The organism is Clostridioides sp. ZZV14-6153 (assembly GCF_020657855.1).
GTDB lineage: Bacteria > Bacillota > Clostridia > Peptostreptococcales > Peptostreptococcaceae > Clostridioides.
The window spans coordinates 56949-80173 of record NZ_JAGWCZ010000016.1; the positions used below are offsets into that span (position 1 = coordinate 56949).

Consider the following 23225-nt stretch of genomic DNA (forward strand, 5'->3'; position numbering starts at 1 on the left):
AAAAAAAAATAACAACATATAAAAGAACATAAATAATTTAAAAAAAGCATCAATATCGCTGATATCAATGCTTTAAAAGGCTATTTAATTCGTATTATTTATCTAACTATTTTTCACATAGCAAAGATAATAAATTCCTCCAACTATTATAGAACCTCCAACTACATTTCCAAGCGTTACAAATACCAAATTAGTTATTAATTGAACCATAGTAATATCTGCTCCTAATGCCATTCCCATTGGTATAAAAAACATATTTGCAACACTATGTTGGAATCCACATAAAACAAATAACATTATTACTGTCCAACATGAAGCTAACTTAGATACTATATCTTGAGATGCTGTAGCCATCCATACAGCTAAAACTACTAAAATGTTACAAAGTATTGCTTTTAAAAACATTGAAACTATCGTTGAATTAACTTTAGCTTCTGCTACAGCTATGGCTTTTGTAGCTACATCCCCTGTTAATGTAGAAGAATAGTATACAAGTGCCACTAAAAGTAGTGAACCTACTAGATTGGCAAAATAAACTAGTCCCCAGTTTCTTAGCATTTTTCCCAATGTTATTTTTTTGTCCATAAGCGGAATAAGCATTAAAGTATTTCCAGTGAATAACTCTGCTCCTGCTACCACTACAAGCATAAGACCTACTGGAAAGACCATAGCACTTAAAAAACTAGCTATTCCTGCGTCTATCTTACCAAAAGTCTGGCTAACTATTATACTCCCCAATCCCCCAAAACCTATAAATGCTCCTCCAAATAAACCTAATAAAATTGCATTTTGTGTTGAAATATTCGCTTTTTTAATACCTGCACTTATAGTTGCTTGTGCAGTTTCCCCAGGTGTCAAGAATCCTTTACTCATAAATCCTTCCCCCTTAAAAATTATACTTTTCCTTGTCTTTTTATGGCAATAATTATATAATAACAATATGATATATAATAAATTTTATTAATATAAAAAATTTTCTATATGCTTATATATACTTATGTCTATATAATTATATTATTTATTATATACTAACTTTGTTAATTTCGAAATAATTATATTTAAATTGAAAAATTTACCTTTTGATTATTTATTTTACTTTTTTATTATTGAGGTATTATATATAATAGATATATGTTCGAGTTATTATATATAATTACTGATTTTACTAAATACCCAAAAGGAGGAAATTTTATGTTTAATATATCATTTTTCGAAATGTCAATATATGAAATAACAGTTACTACAATATATGTAATTAATTTCATGGTTATACTAAATCTCATTTTTAGAGAAAAGAGAAATATAAACACAACTCTAACATGGCTTCTTATATTAGTATTAATACCAGCTCTTGGATTTATACTTTATATGGCTTTTGGTAGAAATATTTCAAAAAACAATATGTTTAGAGTAAAAGAAAAGGACGATAAGATAATCAAAAGCAATATACTAGATACTCAAGTTAAATTACAATCTACATCTGAAATTGATTCAGAAATACATCAACATAAGGATATGATTTATGCATTAGCTAATTCAAATAATGCTCATTATACCAATAATAATGATGTGTGGATTTACGCTGAGTCTAGTCAATTTTTTAACACTCTTCTTGAAGAACTTAAGAAAGCAAAGAAATATATAAATATACAGTTTTACATTTTCAAAGATGACAAAATTGGAACTGAAATAATTGACATTCTAGTAGATAAGGCCAAAGAAGGTGTAGAAGTAAGACTTTTATTTGACGCCGTTGGTGGTAGAACACTAAAAAATAGTACACTTTCTAGATTAAAAGAAAGTGGTGTTAAAGTTGGAAGTTTCTTTCCATCATTCTTAAAAATTGTAAACTTTAACTTAAACTACAGAAACCACCGAAAAATTGTTGTCATTGATGGAAAAGTAGGATTTGTAGGTGGATACAATGTTGGAGACGAATATCTAGGTAGAAATCCAAAATTTGGTCTATGGAGAGATACACATACTAAACTTACTGGTGATTGTGTAATTGACCTAAATATGAGATTTATCCTTGATTGGAGATATACAACTAAAGAAGATTTAGATTTAGAAAAGTACTTCGCAGAAAGTGAAACACCTTCTGATTGTCCTTCTGAAAATATTGGGATTCAAATAGTATCAAGTGGTCCAGATATATCAGAGCTCGATGAAATTAAATATGGTTACCTTAAAATGATTCAGAAAGCTAGAAAGTATATATATATACAGAGTCCTTATTTAATACTTGACTCAACATTTATAGATACTTTAAAAATAGCTTGTTTATCTGGTGTTGATGTAAGAATTATGATTCCTTCTAAACCTGACCATCCTTTTGTATACTGGGCATCATATTCATATGCTGGAGAACTTTTAAAATTTGGAGCTAAAATCTACACTTATGGTGAAAATGCATTTTTACATGCTAAGACAATAGTTATAGATGACTCTATATGTTCTATAGGAACAGCTAATATGGATATAAGAAGCTTTGAGCTTAATTTTGAAGTAAATGCCTTTATGTACTCTTCAAAAAAAGCACTAGAGCAAAGAGTTATATTTGAAAATGATATTTTAGATTCAAAAGAAATAACATTAGATGTATATAATTCTAGGTCTACTTATATAAAAATCAAGGAATCAATTTCTCGACTATTATCATCAGTTTTATAAATCTTTTATTTTATAAAAATTTTACCTTTTGGTTTATTTTTTAAAGTTTTTTATATATATTATTTTTTTTTTATTGAATTCAGTCCATTTTTTTTATTTTTTTTAACTATTCTGAATTATTTTATATTATAATAGACTAGTATAGTTTTTTTTTTAATAGGTAACTTTTTTGCATTGTTTTTATGAATAAAGAAATTGTTGTATATTATTCTTTCTTTATTGTTTTGGTTTTGTTCACCAACATAATATTGGTGTCAACGCATGGTTAATTATTTTATGAAAAATAATAACTTTAAAAAGAAAAGGGGGATTTGTTATGTGCGATTTTATTTCACACAACAAGCAGTTATTTGACGAATTAGATATATTTATTGACTCTCTTGCAACAAAAGAAGGTGCTTTGATACAAGTTCTACATGAAGCTCAAGGTATATTTGGATATCTTCCAAAAGAAGTACAACTTCATGTTGCTAAAAGACTTGGAGTAGCTCCTGCAAAGGTATATGGGGTTGTTACATTCTATTCTTATTTCACTACAGAACCTGTAGGTAAGTATAAAATAAGTGTCTGTCTAGGTACTGTATGTTTTGTAAAAGGTGCTGATAAGATATTAAGTGCTTTTGAAAAACAGCTTGGTATAAAAGTTGGAGAAACTACTAGTGATTTTAAATTTTCTTTAGAAGGTTTAAGATGTTTGGGGGCATGTGGTTTAGCTCCAGTTGTTACTGTAAATGGTAAAGTTTATGGTAAAGTAAAACCAGATCAAGTAAGCGAAATATTAGATACTTATAGAGAATTAGAATTGAATTGTTAAGAGGGGTGAATAAATAATGCGTAAAGTAAATTCATTTGATGAATTAAAAGTTTTAGCTGATGAGCTAAAACCTAGTCTTAGCCTAAGAAAAAATTATTCTAAGGAAAATGTATTAAGAAGAGAATTACTTGTTTGTTGTGATACTGGATGTACATCTTCAAACAGTATGGAAATAGTTAGTGAATTAGAAAATGAAATAAAAAAATCAGGAATACAAGACAAAGTTGATGTTCGCTTAACAGGTTGTTTTGGTTTCTGTGCTCAAGGTCCTATCGTAAAAGTTTATCCTGATAACGTTTTCTATGTGAAAGTTGAACCATCTGATGCTGAAAAGATAGTTCAAAATCACTTAATTAGAAATACAGTTGTTGAGGAATTATTATATGAAGAAGAATCTTTAAATAAAAAAGTAGAAGCACAAGAAGAAATGTCTTTCTACAAAAAACAATTACGTATAGCTCTAAAGAATTGTGGGCTTATAGACCCAGATAGTTTAGAGGATTATATTGCTAATGATGGTTATTTAGCTCTAGGTAAATGTTTAACATCTCTTACTCCTCAAGAAGTTATTGCAGAAGTAAAGACTTCTGGTCTTCGTGGTAGAGGAGGAGCTGGATTCCCTACAGGTTCTAAATGGGAAGCTGCTTCAAAGAATCCTGCTGGCCCAACTGATAAAAAATTCGTTGTCTGTAATGCTGATGAAGGAGACCCTGGTGCATTCATGGATAGATCTGTACTTGAAGGAGACCCTCATAGTGTACTAGAAGCTATGGCAATATGTGGATATGCTATAGGTTCTGATACAGGATACATATATATAAGAGCTGAATATCCAAAATCTATAGAAAGACTAAAAGTAGCTATAGCTCAAGCTGAAGCACATGGCTTACTTGGTGAAAATATTTTAGGTACTGGATTTAACTTCAAATTAGAATTAAAATATGGTGCAGGAGCTTTCGTTTGTGGTGAAGGTACAGCTTTAATGCATTCAATTGAAGGTAGACGTGGTGAACCTAGAATGAAGACTTATAGTTCTTCTAAGAGTGGATTATGGAAATCTCCTACTTGCTTAAACAATGTTGAAACTTTTGCTAATATTCCAGCAATCATACTTAAGGGTGGAGACTGGTTTGCTAACTTAGGTACTGATGATTCTAGTGGTACTAAAGTTTTTGCTCTTGGTGGAAAAGTAGAAAATGTAGGTCTTGTTGAGGTTGCAATGGGTACTACTTTAAGAGATATTGTATTTGAAATTGGTGGAGGAATTCCTGAAGGTAAGAACTTCAAGGCAGTTCAAACAGGTGGACCATCTGGTGGATGTATACCAACTGAACATTTAGATATACCTATAGACTTTGGTTCATTAAGCTCTATAGGCTCAATGATGGGCTCTGGTGGTATGCTTGTTCTTGATGAATCTGACTGTATGGTAGATATAGCCAAATTCTTCCTTGAGTTTACTGTTGAAGAATCTTGTGGTAAATGTACACCTTGTCGTATAGGTACTACAAGATTATTAGAAATATTAACTAAAATTACAGAAGGTAATGGTACTCTACAAGATTTAGACGACCTAGAAAACCTTGCTGAAACTATACAAACTGCTTCATTATGTGGTCTTGGTAAAGCTGCTCCAAACCCTGTTTTAAGTACTCTTCAATATTTTAAAGATGAGTATATAGCTCATGTTGTCGATAAGAAATGTCCTGCTGGCAAATGTCAAAACTTACTTTCTTACTTCATAACAGATGCTTGTAAGGGTTGTACAAAATGTTCTAGAGTGTGTCCTGCTGGTTGTATAACAGGTTCTGTTAAAGAACAACATGCAATAGATACTTCTAAGTGTCTAAAATGTGGTGCTTGTATAGATAATTGTACATTTAATGCTATAATCAAGAAATAACTTATTTGGAGGAGGAATAACAATGAGTTTAGTTAATTTAACTATCAATGGCAAACATGTTTCAGCACCTAGTGGAACTTCTATCTTAGATGCTGCAAAACTAATAAATATAAAAATACATAACCTTTGTCATTTACATATGAATGAAATAGATAAGCTTGACACTTGCGCTTCTTGTCGTGTTTGTATGGTTGAGACAGAGAGAGGTTTAGTTCCAGCTTGTGGAACAGTTATAAAGGAAGGTATGAGAGTTCAAACTAATAGTGCTAGAGCATTAAATGCTCGTAGAACTATTGTTGAATTACTATTATCAGACCATCCACAAGATTGTTTTATATGTGAAAAAAATGGAGACTGTGAATTACAAACTATAGCTGCTGATTTAGGAGTAAGAAAGATAAGATATCAAGGTTCTAAGTCTTTTGCAGGTAAAGATACCTCTACTAAATCTTTAGTTAAAGACCATTCTAAATGTATATTATGCAGAAGATGTGAAACTGTATGTAATGATATCCAAACAGTAGGAGCATTATCTGGAGTTAATCGTGGATTTAATACTTTAGTTAGTACATTTTTCAATGCTGATATGGTTGAAACAGAGTGTACATTCTGTGGCCAATGTATATCTGTCTGTCCAACTGGAGCATTAACAGAAGTAGATAATGTGCCTAAACTATGGGATGTTTTAAATAAAAAAGAAAAAACTATAGTAGTGCAAGTTGCTCCTGCTGTAAGAGTTGCTATTGGTGAAGAGTTTGGATTAGAGCCAGGTTCAATATCTACAGGAAAAATGGTTGCTGCTTTAAAAGCACTTGGGTTTGAGCATGTATTTGATACAAACTTCGGTGCAGACTTCACTATAATGGAAGAAGCTACTGAATTTATAGAAAGAATTCAAAAAGGTGAAAATCTACCTATATTAACAAGTTGTTGCCCTGCATGGGTAAACTTCTTAGAACACAATTATCCAGACCAATTAAATCTAGCATCTAGCTGTAAATCTCCTCAAGGTATGTTTGGTTCTATAGCTAAGAACTACTATGCACCTAAAATACTAGGAATTAATCCAGATGACCTTTATGTTGTATCTGTAATGCCTTGTGTAGCTAAGAAGTATGAAGCTTCAAGAGAAGAATTAAGTGAATCTGGAATATTAGATGTTGACCTTTCTATAACTACTAGAGAGCTAGCTAAGATGATAAAAGAAGCTGCTATCGATTTACCTAATCTTCAAGACCAGGATTTTGATAATCCATTAGGAAAATCTACTGGTGCTGCTTCTATATTTGGAGCAAGTGGTGGAGTTTTAGAAGCTGCTCTACGTACTTCATATGAAAAGATAACTAACAAAACTTTAGATAATGTAAACTTTACTAATGTTAGAGGGCTTAAAGGAATCAGAGAAGCAAGTATAGATGTTGATGGAACTACAGTTAATGTATGTATTGTAAATACACTTAAAAATGCTAGAAAGATGATGGATAAGGTTAGAAGTGGAGAGTGTAAGTACCATATCATAGAAGTTATGGCATGTCCTGGTGGATGTGTTGGAGGAGCTGGTCAACCTTACCATCATGGTAATACTGAAATAATTGATAGACGTGCAAATGCATTATATGAAATAGATAGAAACAAGGCTATTCGTAAGTCTCATGAAAATCCTGACTTACAAGCTATTTATAAAGACTTCTTTGGAGATCCAAATAGCGATGTAGCTCACAAATACCTTCATACTCATTACTTTGATAAGAGTTGTATTTATGAAGAATGTCCAAAAGAATGTGCTTGTGAAGAAGCTAAATAAATTTTAATAAATTGAGAAACTAAAATATTCTCAAATAAAAGGATTGTATAAAGTGCTTTTAAGTACTTTATACAATCCTTTCTAATTTAATCATAGATAACCTACTTTTCTACACTTATCTTGGTTAAAGTATTCCTGCCATTTTCATAAGCTGTTTTGCATTTGTAGTCTTACATCTTCCATCTTTTATGGTATAGTCAAAATAGATTTTATCATCAACATAGTACTCTGAAAAATGGTAGTTTACAATCTCTACATCTCCACCACTTGAAAGGTCACATAACTCAAAATCATGTGTTGTAACCATACTTATGACCCATGGCTTTGATAGTTTCTTTACTGCCTCACTTGCTCCAATAATTCTATCAGCAGAGTTAGTTCCTTTAAAAATCTCATCAACTAAAACCAACATAGGTAATTCTTTTATGCTATATTGAATCATTGATTTTATTCTGAGAATTTCAGCATAAAAAGTTGATATACCTTGACTTACATCATCTTGTATTCTCATAGATGTAAATATAGCCATACATGTTGCATCAAAACTTTTAGCACATACAGGAGCACCTGCATACGCCAATACTAGGTTTACACCAATACTTCTTAAAAAGGTCGTCTTCCCTGACATATTTGAACCTGTAATGATACAGGTTTGAGAATTTAATTTTATCGAGTTTGCTACAACACTTTTCTCTGCTATTAATGGATGATATACTTCTTCAATGTCTAACCTTGGAATACTTTCATTTTTTATTATTGGAAAGCAGATATTTTCCTTTACTTGACCAATAATAGTTAAACTTATTAAAGCTTCAAACTCTCCAATAGATTCAAGCCATCCTCTAATTTGATTTCCATATACACCTTTCCATCTTTCTAGAGATTCTGCACAGTGATAATTCCACATAAGAACACCACAAGCAACTATATACACTATTTGATTATATCTTAGGTTTACGGCATTACCTATTGAGTTCAATTGTTTAATACCTTTTGAAACACCATTACCTTTAGAAAGTTTTGCTTGTAATTCTTTTAAATATGGGCTTTCGAATGTCTCTTTCTCTAAAACTTCAAACATTTTTTCATATACTTGTATACTTCTACTAAACGAGAATAATGGAGATAAGGTCTGCATAAGCTTTGTATGTCCAAAACCTCCAAATCCTAACTGAAGTACAAAAAGTAAAAAAACAGGTAACACAGGCAAAAAACCTAATATAAAAAATATAAAAGATAATATTGTTGCAGTAGGTAAACCCCAAGTAAAAATATGCATCCACTTAGGTATATATACATTTTTATCTTCTCCATACTCTATAAATGACTCTATACTTCTATCAGAGTTGGTTTTTTGCTCTTTACCAATTATATTACTTAATGTCTGAATATGAATAGAAAAATCCTGTTTTGATAAGAGCTCTTTTACTGCTGTTTGTCTTTCTAAGATTATCTTATCATCTGGATTTTCATTCCATAAAGACTTAGCTAAAGACTGCTTTCCATAGGATGTATTAGCCACACAAATATACTGATATAGTGATGCTCTTCCAAATAGGTCTAAATCTTTTGCTTGTGAATTTTCTTCTTGTATATACTCTTTGCCATCTATTTTGAACTCTTTCCACTCATCACCAAATCTTTTAACATACTTATCTAGCACTTCACCCTTACTCTTAAAATACGATTCTTCATCTTTTATTTTATTATGAATAACTAAAAGTGAAATAAATAGAATCAATGCCACAATTCCAACAAAAATACCTATTGTATTTTTATTGTAAAATCCAATGGCAAATCCTGCTATCAATATTAAAAAAGATATTAACCTAGCTGTACTTACATTATTTGATTTTTTATTTAAGAGCAATTCTTTTTCAGTAGTACTTTCTAAAAGCTTACTAAAATAGTTTATTCCCATAAAGACTCCAACTTCCTTATCATATAATAAATTTAAATATAGTATTAAATTTAATCTAATAACTTTAAACGTTAATTTAAACTCGGTTTATATAATATATATTTTATAAATATTCTATACAATTTTATTTTATATACATTTTCTATTACTTAGTATCAATCAGTTTTGATAGTTTCTTAGTAAATTCTTGGGCTGCATCATACCCCATTCCTCTTTGTCTAAAATTCATTGCTGCTACTTCTAGTATCATAGCAGTATTTCTTCCAGGCTTGACAGGAACAACTAACTTCTCTACATTAACACCAAGTATTTCTTCATATTCTTTATCTAATCCAAGTCTATCATAGTACTTATTTTCATCCCAAGCTTCTAAATGTACTACTAAATCTATCATTTTAGAATTTTTGATAGCTCCTACACCGTATAGGCTTCTGACATCTATTATACCTATTCCTCTTATCTCTAGGAAATGTCTTATTAATTCAGGAGACTGACCCATCAACATACTTTCATCTAGTTTTCTTATTTCTACAGCATCATCTGCAACTAATCTATTACCTCTCTGAATTAATTCTAATGCTGTTTCTGACTTTCCTATACTACTCTCTCCCTTTATCAAAACACCTATACCATAAATATCAACTAAAACTCCATGAATCGTTGTATGTGGTGCTAACTTATTATCTAAATAATTTGATAATCTATTTATAAGTCTAGTTGTATTTCTGTTTGTACTTAAGAGTATTCTCTTATACTTTTTAGCCTTTTCTATTACATCTGGCTTTATTTCTAAATCTCTAGAAATTATTAAAGCTGGTATTTCATATGAAAAAAATCTATTTAGTACCTCTTCTCTAATTTCATTATCCATCAATCCAAAGAAATTATATTCTGTCTTTCCAACTATTTGTATTCTCTCATATGCAAAGTAATCAAAATACCCTGCAAATTGTAAACCTGGTCTATTTATATCTTGAGAGTAGACATAATAATCTACATCATCAGGCATGTATACTACTTTAAGTTTTAAATCTTTTATTATTTCTCTTATTGATACTTTATTGCTAGTTTCCATTAATTTTCTTCCTTCCTAAAAAAATTATAAACATTCTCTGCAATGCTTTTATTCATTCCTTCCACTTCTAAAAGTTCTTCAAAGGTAGCTTCTTTTATAGCTTCTACATCTTTAAAATGACTCAGTAGTGCTTTTTTCCTTTTTTCACCTATCCCTTGTATATCATCTAAGATAGATTTTGTCAAAGCTTTATTTCTTAGACTTCTATGATATGTTATTGCATAATTATGAACTTCTTCTTGTATACTAGCAATAAATCTATATAAACTAGTTGTTTTATCCAACTCGATTTCTTTTTCTTTACATATTAACCCTTTAGTTCTATGCTTATCGTCTTTGTACATTCCCCAAAGTGGTATGTCTACATCATTAAGTTCTAATACTTTTTTTACAGCACTAACCTGTCCCTTTCCTCCATCCAACAATATAAGGTCAGGTAAATTTCCATGTTTCAATCTTCTATCTACAATTTCAGCCATAGAATCATAATCATTGGGTCCAATAACCGTTTTTATTTTATATCTTCTATACTCTTTTTTATCTTTTTTAGCATTTGTATAGACTACCATAGAACCAATTGAATCTACTCCTTGTATATTTGATATATCAAAAGACTCTATTCTTATCGGCAATTTTTCTAAGTTTAACAATCGTTTTAATTCTTCTAATGCTCCAATACTTTTTTCATATTTTCTTTTGTTCATATCAGAAAATTTTTCAAGGTACTCTACTGCATTTTTTCTAACCATTTCAACTAGACTTTTTTTCTCTCCTTTTTGTGGTACTCTTATTGTTACTTTTTGTCCTTTTTTAGACGATAGCCATTCTTCTAATATACAACTGTCTTCTATCTCATCTTCTATAATTAGTTCTTTAGGTATATACTCTTGTTCATTGTAAAATTGTTTTACAAATGAACTTAATATAGAAGCTCTTGGACTATCCATTACCCCTTCTAGGATAAAGTGTTCTCTCCCAACAATCTTACCATTTCTAATAAAAAATACTTGTACACAGGCTTCATTATGAGCTCTTGCCATGGCAACTACATCCTGATTTAAATCGGTTACAGTAGCATCTATTTTTTGTTTTTGTATCATTTCTTCAAGACCCTTTATTTTATCTCTATATATAGCTGCTTCTTCAAATCTAAAATTCATAGAACTCTCATTCATCTTTTCTTTTAAGAGCTCCATCAACTTTTCTTCTTTCCCAGATAGACACATTATAATTTCTTCTATCATCTTTCCATATTCTTCTTTAGATACTTTTCCTGTACAAGGCCCCAAGCATTTATTTATGTGTAAGTTTAAACAAGGTCTTGTTTTATTTTTTATTGCTTTTTCTATATCTATTTTACAACTTCTTATTGGATAGGTACTATTTATAAGGTCTAAAGTATCATTTACCGCAGTTATATTGGTATATGGTCCAAAATACTTTGCTTTATCTTTAAGCACTCTTCTAACCTTTAAAATTCTTGGATAATCTTCATTTGTAGTTACTTTAATATATGGGTAAGTTTTATCATCCCTAAGTAGCACATTATACTTTGGTCTATATCTTTTTATTAAATTACATTCAAGTATTAATGCTTCCAACTCTGAATCCGTTATAATATATTCAAATTTATATATATTCTTAACCATAGATTTGACTTTAGATGTATGGTTTTTTGAAGATTGAAAATACTGCCTTACTCTATTTTTTAGAGATATAGCTTTTCCCACATATATTATGTGGTCGTATTTATCCTTCATTAAATATACGCCAGGCTCAGAAGGTAATTTTTTTAAGTGGTCTTGTATATCAAACATCTCGCCCTCCAAAACATTAAATTTTATATTAAAATTATACCCTAAAATATGAAAATTAAAAAGTTATTCAATTTCCAGCATTGTACACAAGTTAAAGTCCATATCATCTTCTATAATTGATTTAAAAGCAATCTCAAATACGAAGAACAATATGGACTTTATGTTTGGTAATTATCTACAATTTATTTTTATATATTTACAGTTAAAATTTTACACAGTTTGTACAACCTAAGAGAAATATTTCTTTAAAAATTGACCTGTATAAGAACCTTCAACTTTAGATACTTCTTCTGGTGTTCCAGTTGCAACTATAGTTCCACCTTTATCTCCACCCTCTGGCCCTAAGTCTATTACATAATCACAAGTCTTTATAACATCTAGATTATGTTCTATGACTATAATTGTATTTCCTGTATCTGCTAATCTTTGTAATACGTGAATTAACTTATCTACATCTGCCATATGAAGTCCTGTAGTAGGTTCATCTAATATATATAAAGTCTTTCCTGTTGGTCTTTTACTAAGTTCTGATGCTAATTTTATACGTTGTGCTTCTCCTCCAGACAATTGAGTTGAAGGCTGTCCCAATTTAATATATGAAAGACCTACATCCATTAATGTATCTAGTTTTCTTTTTATGTTTGGTATATTTTCAAAAAACTCAACAGCTTCTTCTACATTCATATCTAGTATATCAGATATAGTTTTATCTTTGTATTTTACTTGTAATGTTTCCCTATTGTATCTTTCACCCTTACAAACTTCACAAGGAACATATACATCTGGTAAAAAGTGCATCTCTATTTTTATTATTCCATCACCTTTACAAGCTTCACATCTACCACCTTTTACATTAAAACTAAATCTTCCTTTTTTATAGCCTCTTGCTTTCGCTTCATTAGTAGCTGCAAAGATATCCCTTATAAAGTCAAATACCCCTGTATAAGTGGCTGGATTTGAACGAGGTGTTCTTCCAATTGGACTTTGGTCAATATTTATAACCTTATCTATATTTTCAATTCCTTTTATTTCTTTGTGCTTACCAGCTCTTTGTTTAAGTCTATTTACTTTACTTGCAACACCTTTATAAAGTATGTCATTTATTAGTGTACTTTTCCCAGAACCTGAAACACCTGTTATACATGTAAACTTACCTAATGGCAATTTTACATCAATATTTTTTAGGTTATTTTCTGATGCTTTGACTACTTCTATAAAACTTCCATTTCCTTCTCTAGTAGTCTCAGGAACTAATATTTGTTTTTTTCCACTTAAATACTGACCTGTTATTGAGTTTTCATTTTCTATTATTTCATCTAAAGTCCCTTGTGCAACTATCTCACCACCATGTATACCTGCACCAGGACCAATATCTATGACATAATCAGCTTCTCTCATTGTATCTTCATCATGTTCTACGACAATTAAAGTATTTCCTAAATCTGTTAGATGTCTAAGAGTGCCTATGAGTCTGTCATTATCTCTTTGATGAAGACCTATACTTGGCTCATCAAGCACATATAACACTCCAACTAATGCTGAACCTATTTGAGTTGCTAACCTTATACGTTGTGCTTCTCCTCCTGAAAGTGTTCCAGCTTTTCTTGATAAATTCAAATAATCAAGACCAACATCTCTTAAAAACTTAGCTCTTCCCTTTATCTCTTTTATAATCTCATGAGCTATAAATCTTTGCTTTTCTGTAAGAGTTATATTTTCCATAAAATCTATCAATTCATTAACAGATAAGTTTGTTACTTCCATTATATTTTTTCCATCAACTAAAACAGATAAAACCTCTTTTTTAAGTCTCAATCCCTTACATTTTGGACAAGGTCTTTCTGCCATATACTCTTCAATTTTATCTCTCATATACTCTGAGTTAGTTTCTTTGTATCTTCTCTCTAAGTTTACTACTACACCTTCAAAATATGATTTATAATTTCTAGTTCCTCCAAATTTTGATTCATAAACAAACTCTACCATTATATTATCCTTACCATAAAGTAACTCTTGAACAAAATCTTCTGGTAAATCTTTAAATGGAGTTGTCAAAGATACATTAAAATGCTCTGCTAAACTTTTTATCATTTTGCTATAATAAGTATCGTCGTTGACACCTGTTGAACCCCATGCAGCCACTGCACCTTGTTTTATTGATAAATCTTTATTTGGTACAACTAGTTCTGGGTCAACTTCTTTACTTTCTCCAAGACCATTACAAACATCACAAGCACCAAAAGGAGCATTAAATGAAAACATTCTTGGAGATAATTCTTCTATCCCAATTCCATGTTCTGGACATGCAAATTTAGTTGAGAAAAGAATCTCTTCTCCATCTATTATCTGAGCTATTACAAGACCATCAGATAGTTTAACCGCAGTTTCAATTGAATCTGCAAGTCTAGATTCTATTCCATCTTTAACTACTATTCTATCTACTACTACTTCTATACTGTGTTTTTGGTTTTTAGTTAAAACAATATCATCACTTACTTCATAGTTTTCGCCATCAACTCTAACTCTTACAAATCCTTCTTTTTTAATATTATCTAAGACCTTTTTATGTGTACCTTTTTGACCTCTAACAATTGGTGAAAGTATTTGCAGCTTCGTTCTATCTGGAAAATATAGCATTTTATCAACTATTTCTTGAATAGTCATTTGACTTATTTTTTCACCACAAGTAGGACAATACACATCACCTACTCTTGCAAATAATAATCTCAAATAATCATATATTTCTGTTACTGTTCCAACTGTAGAACGTGGATTCTTTGAAGTAGTCTTCTGGTCTATTGAAATAGCTGGTGATAAACCTTCAATATACTCTACATTTGGCTTTTCCATTTGCCCTAAAAACTGTCTAGCATAAGCAGACAAACTCTCTACATATCTTCTTTGGCCTTCTGCATATATCGTATCAAACGCCAAAGATGACTTTCCAGAACCAGACAATCCTGTAAAAACTATAAACTTATCTCTTGGTAAATCTAAATCTACATTTTTTAAATTATGCTCTTTTGCTCCTCTTATTATAATTTTATCTTCCATAACCTTGTTTTTACCTTTCTATTTTTCCAATTTTTCTTCCAACTGTTTTACCTTATCTCTTAATTCGGCCGCTCTCTCAAATTGTAAGTTTTGAGCAGCTTCCATCATCTCTGATTTTAATTTTTCTATATTATCTTTTATCTCTTCTTTATCATCTGTATCAGTTATTCCATATACAACTTCTTCCTCTGCTACCTTAGTTGCCTCTATACTATCTCTTACACTTTTTTGTATAGTCTTAGGAGTTATGTTGTGTTCTTCATTATATAAATTCTGTATAGCTCTTCTTCTTTTTGTCTCATCAATAGCATTTTGCATTGAATCAGTTATCCTATCAGCATACATAATAACTCTTCCATTTTCATTTCTAGCTGCACGTCCAATAGTTTGTATTAACGCTGTTTCGGAACGTAAGAAACCTTCTTTATCTGCATCTAAAATCGCTATAAGTGAAACCTCTGGTATATCTAGACCTTCTCTAAGTAAATTTATTCCTACAAGTACATCAAATTTTCCTAGTCTTAAGTCTCTTATTATCTCTGTTCTTTCTAATGTAACTATATCTGAATGTAGATATTTAACTTTTATTCCTATTTCTTTAAGGTAATTAGTTAAGTCTTCACTCATTTTTTTAGTCAAAGTGGTTATAAGCACTCTTTCATTTTTTTCTATTATTTTAGTTATTTCTCCTACCAAATTGTCTATCTGATTATTTATAGGTCTTACTTCTATAATTGGATCTAAAAGACCTGTTGGTCTTATTATTTGTTCTGCTATAGTTTCGGAATGTTGAATTTCATAAGGACCTGGTGTAGCACTTACAAACAACATTTGATTTATATTTCCTTCAAATTCTTGAAAATTTAGTGGTCTGTTATCAAGTGCAGAAGGTAATCTGAATCCATTTTCTATAAGAGAAGTTTTTCTTGACCTATCTCCTGCATACATTCCTCTTACCTGTGGAATAGTAACATGTGCTTCATCCACAATTATCAAATAATCATCTGGAAAGAAATCCATTAGTGTATATGGTCTTTCTCCTTCTTCTCTTCCAGTAATATGTCTTGAATAGTTTTCTATTCCCTGACAAAATCCTATTTCCTTTAACATTTCTATATCATACTTTGTTCTTTGCTCAATTCTTTGAGCTTCTAAAAGTCTATCATTTTCTTTAAAATTCTCGATTTGTTGTTGAAGTTCATCTTCAATTTGAACAATTGCGTTTTCAATTCTTTCTGGTGTTGTTACATAGTGAGATGCGGGGAAGATAACAACATGATTTCTTGTCCCAACAATCTTTCCTGTTACATAATCAATTTCTGTTATTCTATCTATCTCATCACCAAAAAACTCTATTCTTATTGCTTTTTCATCATTACTAGCTGGAAATATTTCTAATATATCCCCTCTAACCCTAAAAGTCCCTCTTGTAAAATTTATATCATTTCTTTCATATTGTATCTCTATTAACTTTTTTATTACATCATCTCTATCTCTTTGCATACCAGGTCTTATAGATAACATAAGTTCTTTATAATCTTTTGGGTCACCCAAACCATATATACAAGATACTGAAGATATTATTATTGTATCTCTTCTCTCTAAAATAGATGCTGTAGCAGAATGTCGAAGTTTGTCTATTTCGTCATTTATACTTGCATCTTTTTCTATATAAGTGTCACTGTGAGCTACATATGCCTCTGGTTGATAGTAATCATAGTAACTTACAAAATATTCAACTGCATTGTCTGGGAAAAATTCTTTAAACTCACTATAAAGTTGTGCTGCTAGTGTTTTATTATGAGCCATTATTAGGGTAGGTTTTTTAACTTGTTGTATTATATTTGCCATTGTGAATGTTTTTCCTGAACCCGTTACACCTAACAATGTCGAAAATTTTTCATTTCTATTTATAGAATCCACTATTGATTTAATAGCTTCTGGTTGGTCACCTGTTGGTTTGAAGTCTGACTTTAGTTTAAAATCCATAGTATCACTCCTTCTTTTCGAACATTAGTTCCTAACATGTATTATTATATCATACCTTTCTAGAATTGTTTCAGTTATTTTAAATATTTTACCCATTTAAATTTTACTTAAATCTAAAATATAAAAAAAGACTTCTATCTTTATAATAGAAGTCTATAAGTAATGGAAAATAAATACTTTATCAAGTTTATATAATGAAGTCAAATGCTTCTTTTTCAACTCCGTCTAGTTTCAAATTGAATAGTTTTAATATAGTTGCTGCATGAGCTCTTAAGTCGCCTTCTTCCTCTACTACACCTGTTTTTATTTTAGGTCCAAAAGCTATAAATGGAGGTCTATTACCCTTAGTAGGTAAATGACCATGTGTAGCCACAGCAAACTTGTAATCTTTTATATCGGAATCCTTTATAATATTTCCTTCTAAATCATTTCCAAATGAAATTCCTTCAATTCCTTCAATTACCAGTTCAAAATCGCCTTCAAGTCCAAGATTGGATGCTTCTTCTCTGGTAAATATATTCTCTATAAATAATTCTTCTTTAAACTCTTCAAGCAATGCTCTTAACTCTTCTAGTCTATTTGAGTTATTTACTATTATCTGTGCTGATATGCCTGATGAATTTACATAGGCATCAAAATTCTTAACCTCATCATTTTCTACTGTTATAAATCCATGTGATTTAAGTAAAACATTTGGATTTACGACTTTATCAACTCTAAGATGGCCATGGTCTCCAAGTATTATAAAATTGGTATCTTCATATGTACCCGCATCCTTTGTAGCCTGAATTATATCTCCTAACCATTTATCATTCATTTTCAGGGCTTCATTTACTTCTTCATTAAACAAACCATGATTATGTCGTGTATGGTCCAAAGTTGCTAGATGTATTAACATCAAATCTGGATTATATTCTTTTATTACATCTACCGCACAATTTACTCCAAATAAATCCATATTAGGCTCTAATTTCCAATCAATATAATGGCAATGTCTATCATAAATACTATCCATTATAACCTTACTTGAACTTTTTTCAAAGGTTTCTCTTGGGTCATCTTCTCTATTAGGAGCCCATATCTCTGCAATGTTATAATCTATATTTAGATTTGCACCCATTACAGGCCATAAGATACTAGAAGTGGTCAAATTATTTTCCTTTGCTACATCTATAATTGTCTTTACTTTTATATCTTTTGAATACCAATACCAATCTTTATTTTCTTTATTTGGGTCAAATTTTTCATTATGATATATTCCATGTTTTTTAGGATATACCCCTGTGACCATACTTGTATGACAAGGATATGTTAAAGTTGGATATACACAATTTATATTTTTCACCATAGAACAATTTTCTAAGATAGATTTAAAATTTGGTAGATTCTTTACAAATTCTAAATCTTTTTCAAATAAAGAATCTACTGATAATACTATAACTTTTGTCATTTACATTACCTCTTCATTCATATATTATTGAATACTTTCAATCAAGCTATAATCTATATATGTTACAAATAATATTTTATCAACATTTTATACATCTCTATAATTATTTATTAGTCTTGTCTATTACTGCTTGCATTGCAGAAGTTCCTTTATTTACTGCATCTTTTGGCGCCACATTTAAATCAGTAAGACCTTTTTTAATCTCATCCATTAACTTGTCAGTTGCTTCTTTATATCCATTTAGCATTGGAAGGGCAACAGCATATTGTAATTGGTCAGTTGCAACTTTATATTGTGGCTTTTCTTTATACAATGTTTGTAATTTTTCTGATTTAGTTGCATCTTCAGTTGTTGGTAGATATCCTGTTGATGAACTAAATTGAACTATTTTATCTGTTTGAGTCATCCATTCTATAAATTCTGCACTTGTATCTTTCTCTTTATCTGTTCCACCTTCAAGCATAACTAAGTTTGCTCCACCTGTAGGAGTTGCATATTTTTGATTTTTTGGTAAAAATGCTGTTGATATTTCAAACTTACCATCTGTTTGTTGCATAAGACCTGCTAAATCTGCTGTCGATGTAAATATCATACCAACTTTACCATTTACAAAATCTTGCTTTGCTACATCCCAAGCATTATAATCTTCACCAGGTGGCATTTTCATTACTCCAGATTTCATCATATCTTGCCAGAATTTAACTGGTGCTTGACCTGCTTCATTATTAAATGCTACTTTTTTTCCATCAGTTATTTCTCCTCCACTTTGCATTACCATCGCTTCATAGAACCAAATATCTATTGGAGTTTCAAATCCATAAGTATCTTCTGATTTATTTGTCATTTTACTAGCATATGTTTTAAGTTCTTCCCATGACTTTGGCCCTGAAGGGTCAAGACCTGCTTTAACTGCCATGTCTTTATTTATGTATAATATCGGTGTGCTTCTATTAAATGGCATCCCAACAAATTTATTTTCATAATATGAATTTGTTAGAAGACCAGAAAAGAATCTTTCTTGGTATGCCTTATCAAAGTATTTACTCATATCTACTAAAGCTCCTGCTGATGCAAATGTACCTGTTTGAGTTATTTCTAATAATGTTACATCTGGTTGGTCTTTAGAAGTTAATGCAGCTTGTAATTTTGTTGCATTTTCATAGTAATCTTTTTGTTTTAGCATATTCACTTGTATATCTTTATGCTCACTATTAAACTGGTCAACCATTTTTTGTGCAGTTTCACCATTAGTTCCACCCAAAGGTGCCCAGAAATCTATCTTTGTAATATTGCTATCTGTCTTTTCTCCTTTAGATGTATTTGAGTCATTAGAATTTGAACACCCAACTAAAGAACCTACTAATAATGTTATTGCTAATCCTGTTGCTAATTTTCTTTTAAGCTTCATTTCCATCCTCCAAATTTAGTTTTTGACTTTTTATTTTATTCCTGAATACATAAAAGCTTCTTTTACTTTTTTATTTGCAAATATATAAACAAGAATTATTGGTAAAATTAAAATTATATTTCCTGCCATTATTACATTCCATGCAGTAATTCCTTCTGAAGATTTAAGAAGAGCTACTCCGATTGGTAAAGTTCTTATTGCATCTGTATTTGTCATTACTAAAGGCCAGAAATAGTTATTCCAATGATATATAAAATTAAATAATATAAATGTTATTACTGCTGGTTTTGCCATAGGAACCATTATTTTAAACATTATTTTTAAGTCCGAAGTATTGTCTAATTTAGCTGCTTCAATAATCTCATCTGATATCTGCATAAAATTTTGTCTAAGCAAAAATATACCAAATGAAGATGTCATAAATGGAATTATAAGTGGCACATATGTATTTATAAATCCAAATTTACTCATCATCATATATACAGGTAAAAAAGTTACTTGTGGAGGAATCATAAGTCCTATGAGTAATAGTCCAAACAATACCTTTTCACCTCTAAATTTAATCTTAGAAAATGCATAAGCTGCAGGAACCATCACTAAAAACTGTATGATTAAAATACTACCTGTCACAAAGATACTATTTAATAAATATCTAAAAAATGGCCCTGAATTCCATGCTGTAATATAATTTCCTAGTACTATATCATTTGGTATTATTGTAGGTGGTAGTTGCATCATTTCTTGTGGGTTTTTAAAAGATGTCGACAACATCCATATAAAAGGGAATATAAATATTGCAGATAAAAGTACTAGAATTAATACTTCTATTGATTTTGATACTATTTTCTTTATATCAGCTTTATCTTTTTTAATAGGTCTTATAATATCCATTTTGTCCTCCTTTTTAATACGCCTCATAATATATATTTTTCTTTATTGATAATGAACTTTTTTTGATAATAGTCTGAAATTAGCATATGTAGCAATCATAACTATAGCTAATAAAAACATACTTGCTGCACTTGCTTGCCCTATATCGTAATATATAAATCCAGACTCATATATATAATAAGATAACATGTTGGTTGAACCTAATGGACCACCTTGTGTCATTATGCTTATTTCATCAAATACTTGAAATGATGCTGTTGTTGTTGTTATCATGAGAAAAAATATTGTTGGCGATAATAGTGGTAATGTTACCTTAAAGAAATTAGTTATCTTGTTTGCATTGTCTAGCTTAGATGCCTCATATATATAATTTGGTATCGATTTAAGACCTGATAAAACTATTAAAATATTATATCCCAGAGTTTTCCATATGCCTATTAAAATCAATGACATCAATGCTGAACTTTCACTTGAAAGCCATTTTGATGTTGGTAAGTGTAATACTGACAGTACCCAGTTTAAAAAACCATATTGAGGTTCCATAATCCAAAGCCATAATACGGCCACAGATACAAGTGAAATTACATGTGGTGTAAAGATTATACTTTGTGTTAAATTGTGTATTATAGAGTTTTTGTTTAACCAAGTAGCAAGTACTATAGCTAGTGATATAGATATAATTACCATAAAAAAAGTATAAATTGCTGTATTTGTTATAGTTTGTATAAACTCTGGATTTTTTAAAAGCTCTGTGTAATTGTTTAATCCTACATTTTCAAAAGTTGAACTAAGAAGACTTCCTGATTTGAAACTCAGTGATATTGTCTTAAGTATTGGATATACTATAAACAGTAAAGTTCCTATAATTGCAGGTGTTATGTACAAATATGCTTTATTAAATTGCTTTTTCATAAATATCTCCTTTGATTTTAGAATACATATTCTTACATTCTTTTATATCATCTATTCTTTGCCCATCTTTATCAAAATAATATAAATCCTTTTCTAATACATTTACTTTCAAAGTCTTCCCTATATCAAATATATCATTTTCTGTTTTAACCCTTACTTCACTGTTAAGAACAGATAAACAGTATATAGTTTCGTTTCCTAATACTTCTTTAGTTATAACCTTTCCAAGCAAATTAAAAGCATCATCATTTTTTATATCTATAGTTATACTTTCTAGTACCGCTTTTTCAGGTCTAAATCCAAGTTTGATATTATCCTTCATATTTAATATGTTCATACAAGGATTTCCGATAAATTGTGCCACAAACAAATTTTTAGGGTCTTGATATATTTTCTTTGGAGAACCTATTTGCATTATCTCTCCTTTATTCATTATAACTATCTTATCCGCCATTGACATTGCTTCAACTTGGTCATGAGTTACATAAACAAATGTAGATTTTAACTTTTGATGTAACTGTATTAATTCTGTTCTCATCTGATTTCTTAGTTTTGCATCCAAATTTGATAATGGTTCATCCATTAAAAATACCTTTGGATTTTTAACCATCGCTCTAGCCAATGCTACTCTCTGTCTTTGTCCTCCAGACAAATTTCCTGGCTTTACATTTAAATATTCTTGTAATCCAACTATATCAATAACCTCTGTTATAAGTTCTTCTCTCTTTTCTTTTGGAACTTTTTTATTCTTTAGACCAAATTCTATATTTTCTCTAACAGTCATATGCGGATATAATGCATAATTCTGAAATACCATAGCTATATCTCTCTTACTTGCATCAGTTCTTGTTACATCATTTTCTTCAATTTTCAAATTGCCTGAAGTTATATCTTCAAGCCCAGCAATCATTCTTAGTGTAGTAGATTTTCCACAACCACTTGGGCCTACCAATACCGTAAAAGAACCATCTTCTATAGTAAGGTTCAAGTTTTCTATAACAGTGTTCTTTTTATCATAAGATTTTGTGACATTTTCTAGTCTTATATCTGCCATTTTTTATCCTCCTCAAAATACTTTGTTTAGTTATACGATTTACTTATAAGTTAATAATACTCTTTATTTGTAAAGGATATATTAAGTCAAAGTGAACATATAGTAAATTTATTAAAATAAATGTTAAATCACATATATTTTCTGTTAAATTATACTAAACTTAAATAAATATACTGACTATAAGATAGAATGAAAATAAATAGAATAACGAATATAGCAAATTAGACATAATAAAAAAGACCTCTATGGGGGATAGAGGCCTTTAAGTGGGGGAGATTGAGTAATTTATTTTTGCTATTAAGTTTTACAATTATATTATGTCCCAAATTTGCCATGTCTAAACACAAAAAATAAAACTTTTTTATTTTTTATAAATTTACTCAAAAAAAAATTACGTGGCTACGTCCTACTCTCCCAGGCAGTTTCCCACCAAGTACCATCAGCGCTAGAGAGCTTAACT

At 30.1% G+C, this 23225-nt stretch carries 15 protein-coding genes; 4 read left to right on the forward strand and 11 right to left on the reverse strand.

Going from position 1 to position 23225, the window contains the following annotated elements; all coding sequences use genetic code 11:
- Nucleotides 1-102 precede the first annotated feature (102 nt).
- The gene (locus KGF46_RS16525; RefSeq protein ID WP_227862182.1) at nt 103-873 is read right to left on the reverse strand and encodes a formate/nitrite transporter family protein; all 771 of its coding nucleotides are present in this window, start codon (nt 871-873) and stop codon (nt 103-105) included.
- A gap of 318 nt (nt 874-1191) precedes the next feature.
- Here KGF46_RS16525 and cls point away from each other — a divergent pair, with 318 nt between their 5' ends.
- The 4 genes from cls to KGF46_RS16545 all read left to right on the forward strand — a co-directional run bounded on the left by cls (nt 1192) and on the right by KGF46_RS16545 (nt 7194).
- Nucleotides 1192-2673 (forward strand): cardiolipin synthase, encoded by a 1482-nt coding sequence (cls, locus tag KGF46_RS16530; RefSeq protein ID WP_227830035.1) that lies wholly within the window; start codon nt 1192-1194, stop codon nt 2671-2673.
- A 316-nt stretch (nt 2674-2989) separates the two neighbouring features.
- Nucleotides 2990-3487 carry a complex I 24 kDa subunit family protein gene (locus KGF46_RS16535; protein WP_227435580.1) on the forward strand — a complete coding sequence of 166 codons (498 nt, stop codon included), beginning with the start codon at nt 2990-2992 and terminating at the stop codon, nt 3485-3487.
- 16 nt (nt 3488-3503) lie between these two features.
- Nucleotides 3504-5390, forward strand: coding sequence for an NADH-quinone oxidoreductase subunit NuoF (locus KGF46_RS16540; protein WP_227830036.1), 1887 nt, complete (start codon nt 3504-3506; stop codon nt 5388-5390).
- A gap of 22 nt (nt 5391-5412) precedes the next feature.
- A complete protein-coding gene (locus KGF46_RS16545) occupies nt 5413-7194 on the forward strand; it encodes an NADH-dependent [FeFe] hydrogenase, group A6 (protein WP_227830037.1) in 1782 nt (593 codons plus the stop codon).
- A gap of 124 nt (nt 7195-7318) precedes the next feature.
- Here the strand turns inward: KGF46_RS16545 and KGF46_RS16550 are convergent, their stop codons facing one another.
- The 10 genes from KGF46_RS16550 to KGF46_RS16595 form a co-directional block, all read right to left on the reverse strand.
- Nucleotides 7319-9115, reverse strand: a complete 1797-nt coding sequence (locus KGF46_RS16550) for a MutS-related protein (RefSeq protein WP_227842531.1) — start codon at nt 9113-9115, stop codon at nt 7319-7321.
- Between the two features lie 145 nt (nt 9116-9260).
- Nucleotides 9261-10190: an HPr(Ser) kinase/phosphatase gene (gene hprK / locus KGF46_RS16555; protein WP_227435572.1), complete on the reverse strand. Its 930-nt coding sequence runs from the start codon at nt 10188-10190 to the stop codon at nt 9261-9263.
- Complete coding sequence (gene uvrC, locus KGF46_RS16560; RefSeq protein WP_227830039.1) at nt 10190-12007, reverse strand: excinuclease ABC subunit UvrC; 1818 nt, start codon at nt 12005-12007, stop codon at nt 10190-10192. Before uvrC ends, hprK begins: the two co-directional genes overlap by 1 nt.
- 228 nt (nt 12008-12235) lie before the next feature.
- The gene (gene uvrA / locus KGF46_RS16565) at nt 12236-15061 is read right to left on the reverse strand and encodes an excinuclease ABC subunit UvrA (protein ID WP_227862183.1); all 2826 of its coding nucleotides are present in this window, start codon (nt 15059-15061) and stop codon (nt 12236-12238) included.
- An 18-nt stretch (nt 15062-15079) separates the two neighbouring features.
- The gene (gene uvrB / locus KGF46_RS16570) at nt 15080-17050 is read right to left on the reverse strand and encodes an excinuclease ABC subunit UvrB (protein WP_227830041.1); all 1971 of its coding nucleotides are present in this window, start codon (nt 17048-17050) and stop codon (nt 15080-15082) included.
- Between the two features lie 187 nt (nt 17051-17237).
- Complete coding sequence (locus KGF46_RS16575) at nt 17238-18500, reverse strand: ectonucleotide pyrophosphatase/phosphodiesterase (RefSeq protein ID WP_227842533.1); 1263 nt, start codon at nt 18498-18500, stop codon at nt 17238-17240.
- A gap of 103 nt (nt 18501-18603) precedes the next feature.
- On the reverse strand, nt 18604-19908 hold the full coding sequence (locus KGF46_RS16580; RefSeq protein WP_227842534.1) for an extracellular solute-binding protein: 1305 nt from the start codon (nt 19906-19908) through the stop codon (nt 18604-18606).
- Between the two features lie 30 nt (nt 19909-19938).
- Nucleotides 19939-20799 carry a carbohydrate ABC transporter permease gene (locus tag KGF46_RS16585; protein ID WP_227830044.1) on the reverse strand — a complete coding sequence of 287 codons (861 nt, stop codon included), beginning with the start codon at nt 20797-20799 and terminating at the stop codon, nt 19939-19941.
- A gap of 42 nt (nt 20800-20841) precedes the next feature.
- The gene (locus KGF46_RS16590; protein WP_227830045.1) at nt 20842-21711 is read right to left on the reverse strand and encodes a carbohydrate ABC transporter permease; all 870 of its coding nucleotides are present in this window, start codon (nt 21709-21711) and stop codon (nt 20842-20844) included.
- Complete coding sequence (locus tag KGF46_RS16595; protein WP_227862184.1) at nt 21695-22765, reverse strand: ATP-binding cassette domain-containing protein; 1071 nt, start codon at nt 22763-22765, stop codon at nt 21695-21697. The genes KGF46_RS16590 and KGF46_RS16595 overlap by 17 nt, the downstream gene beginning before the upstream one ends.
- Between the last annotated feature and the right edge of the window lie 460 nt (nt 22766-23225).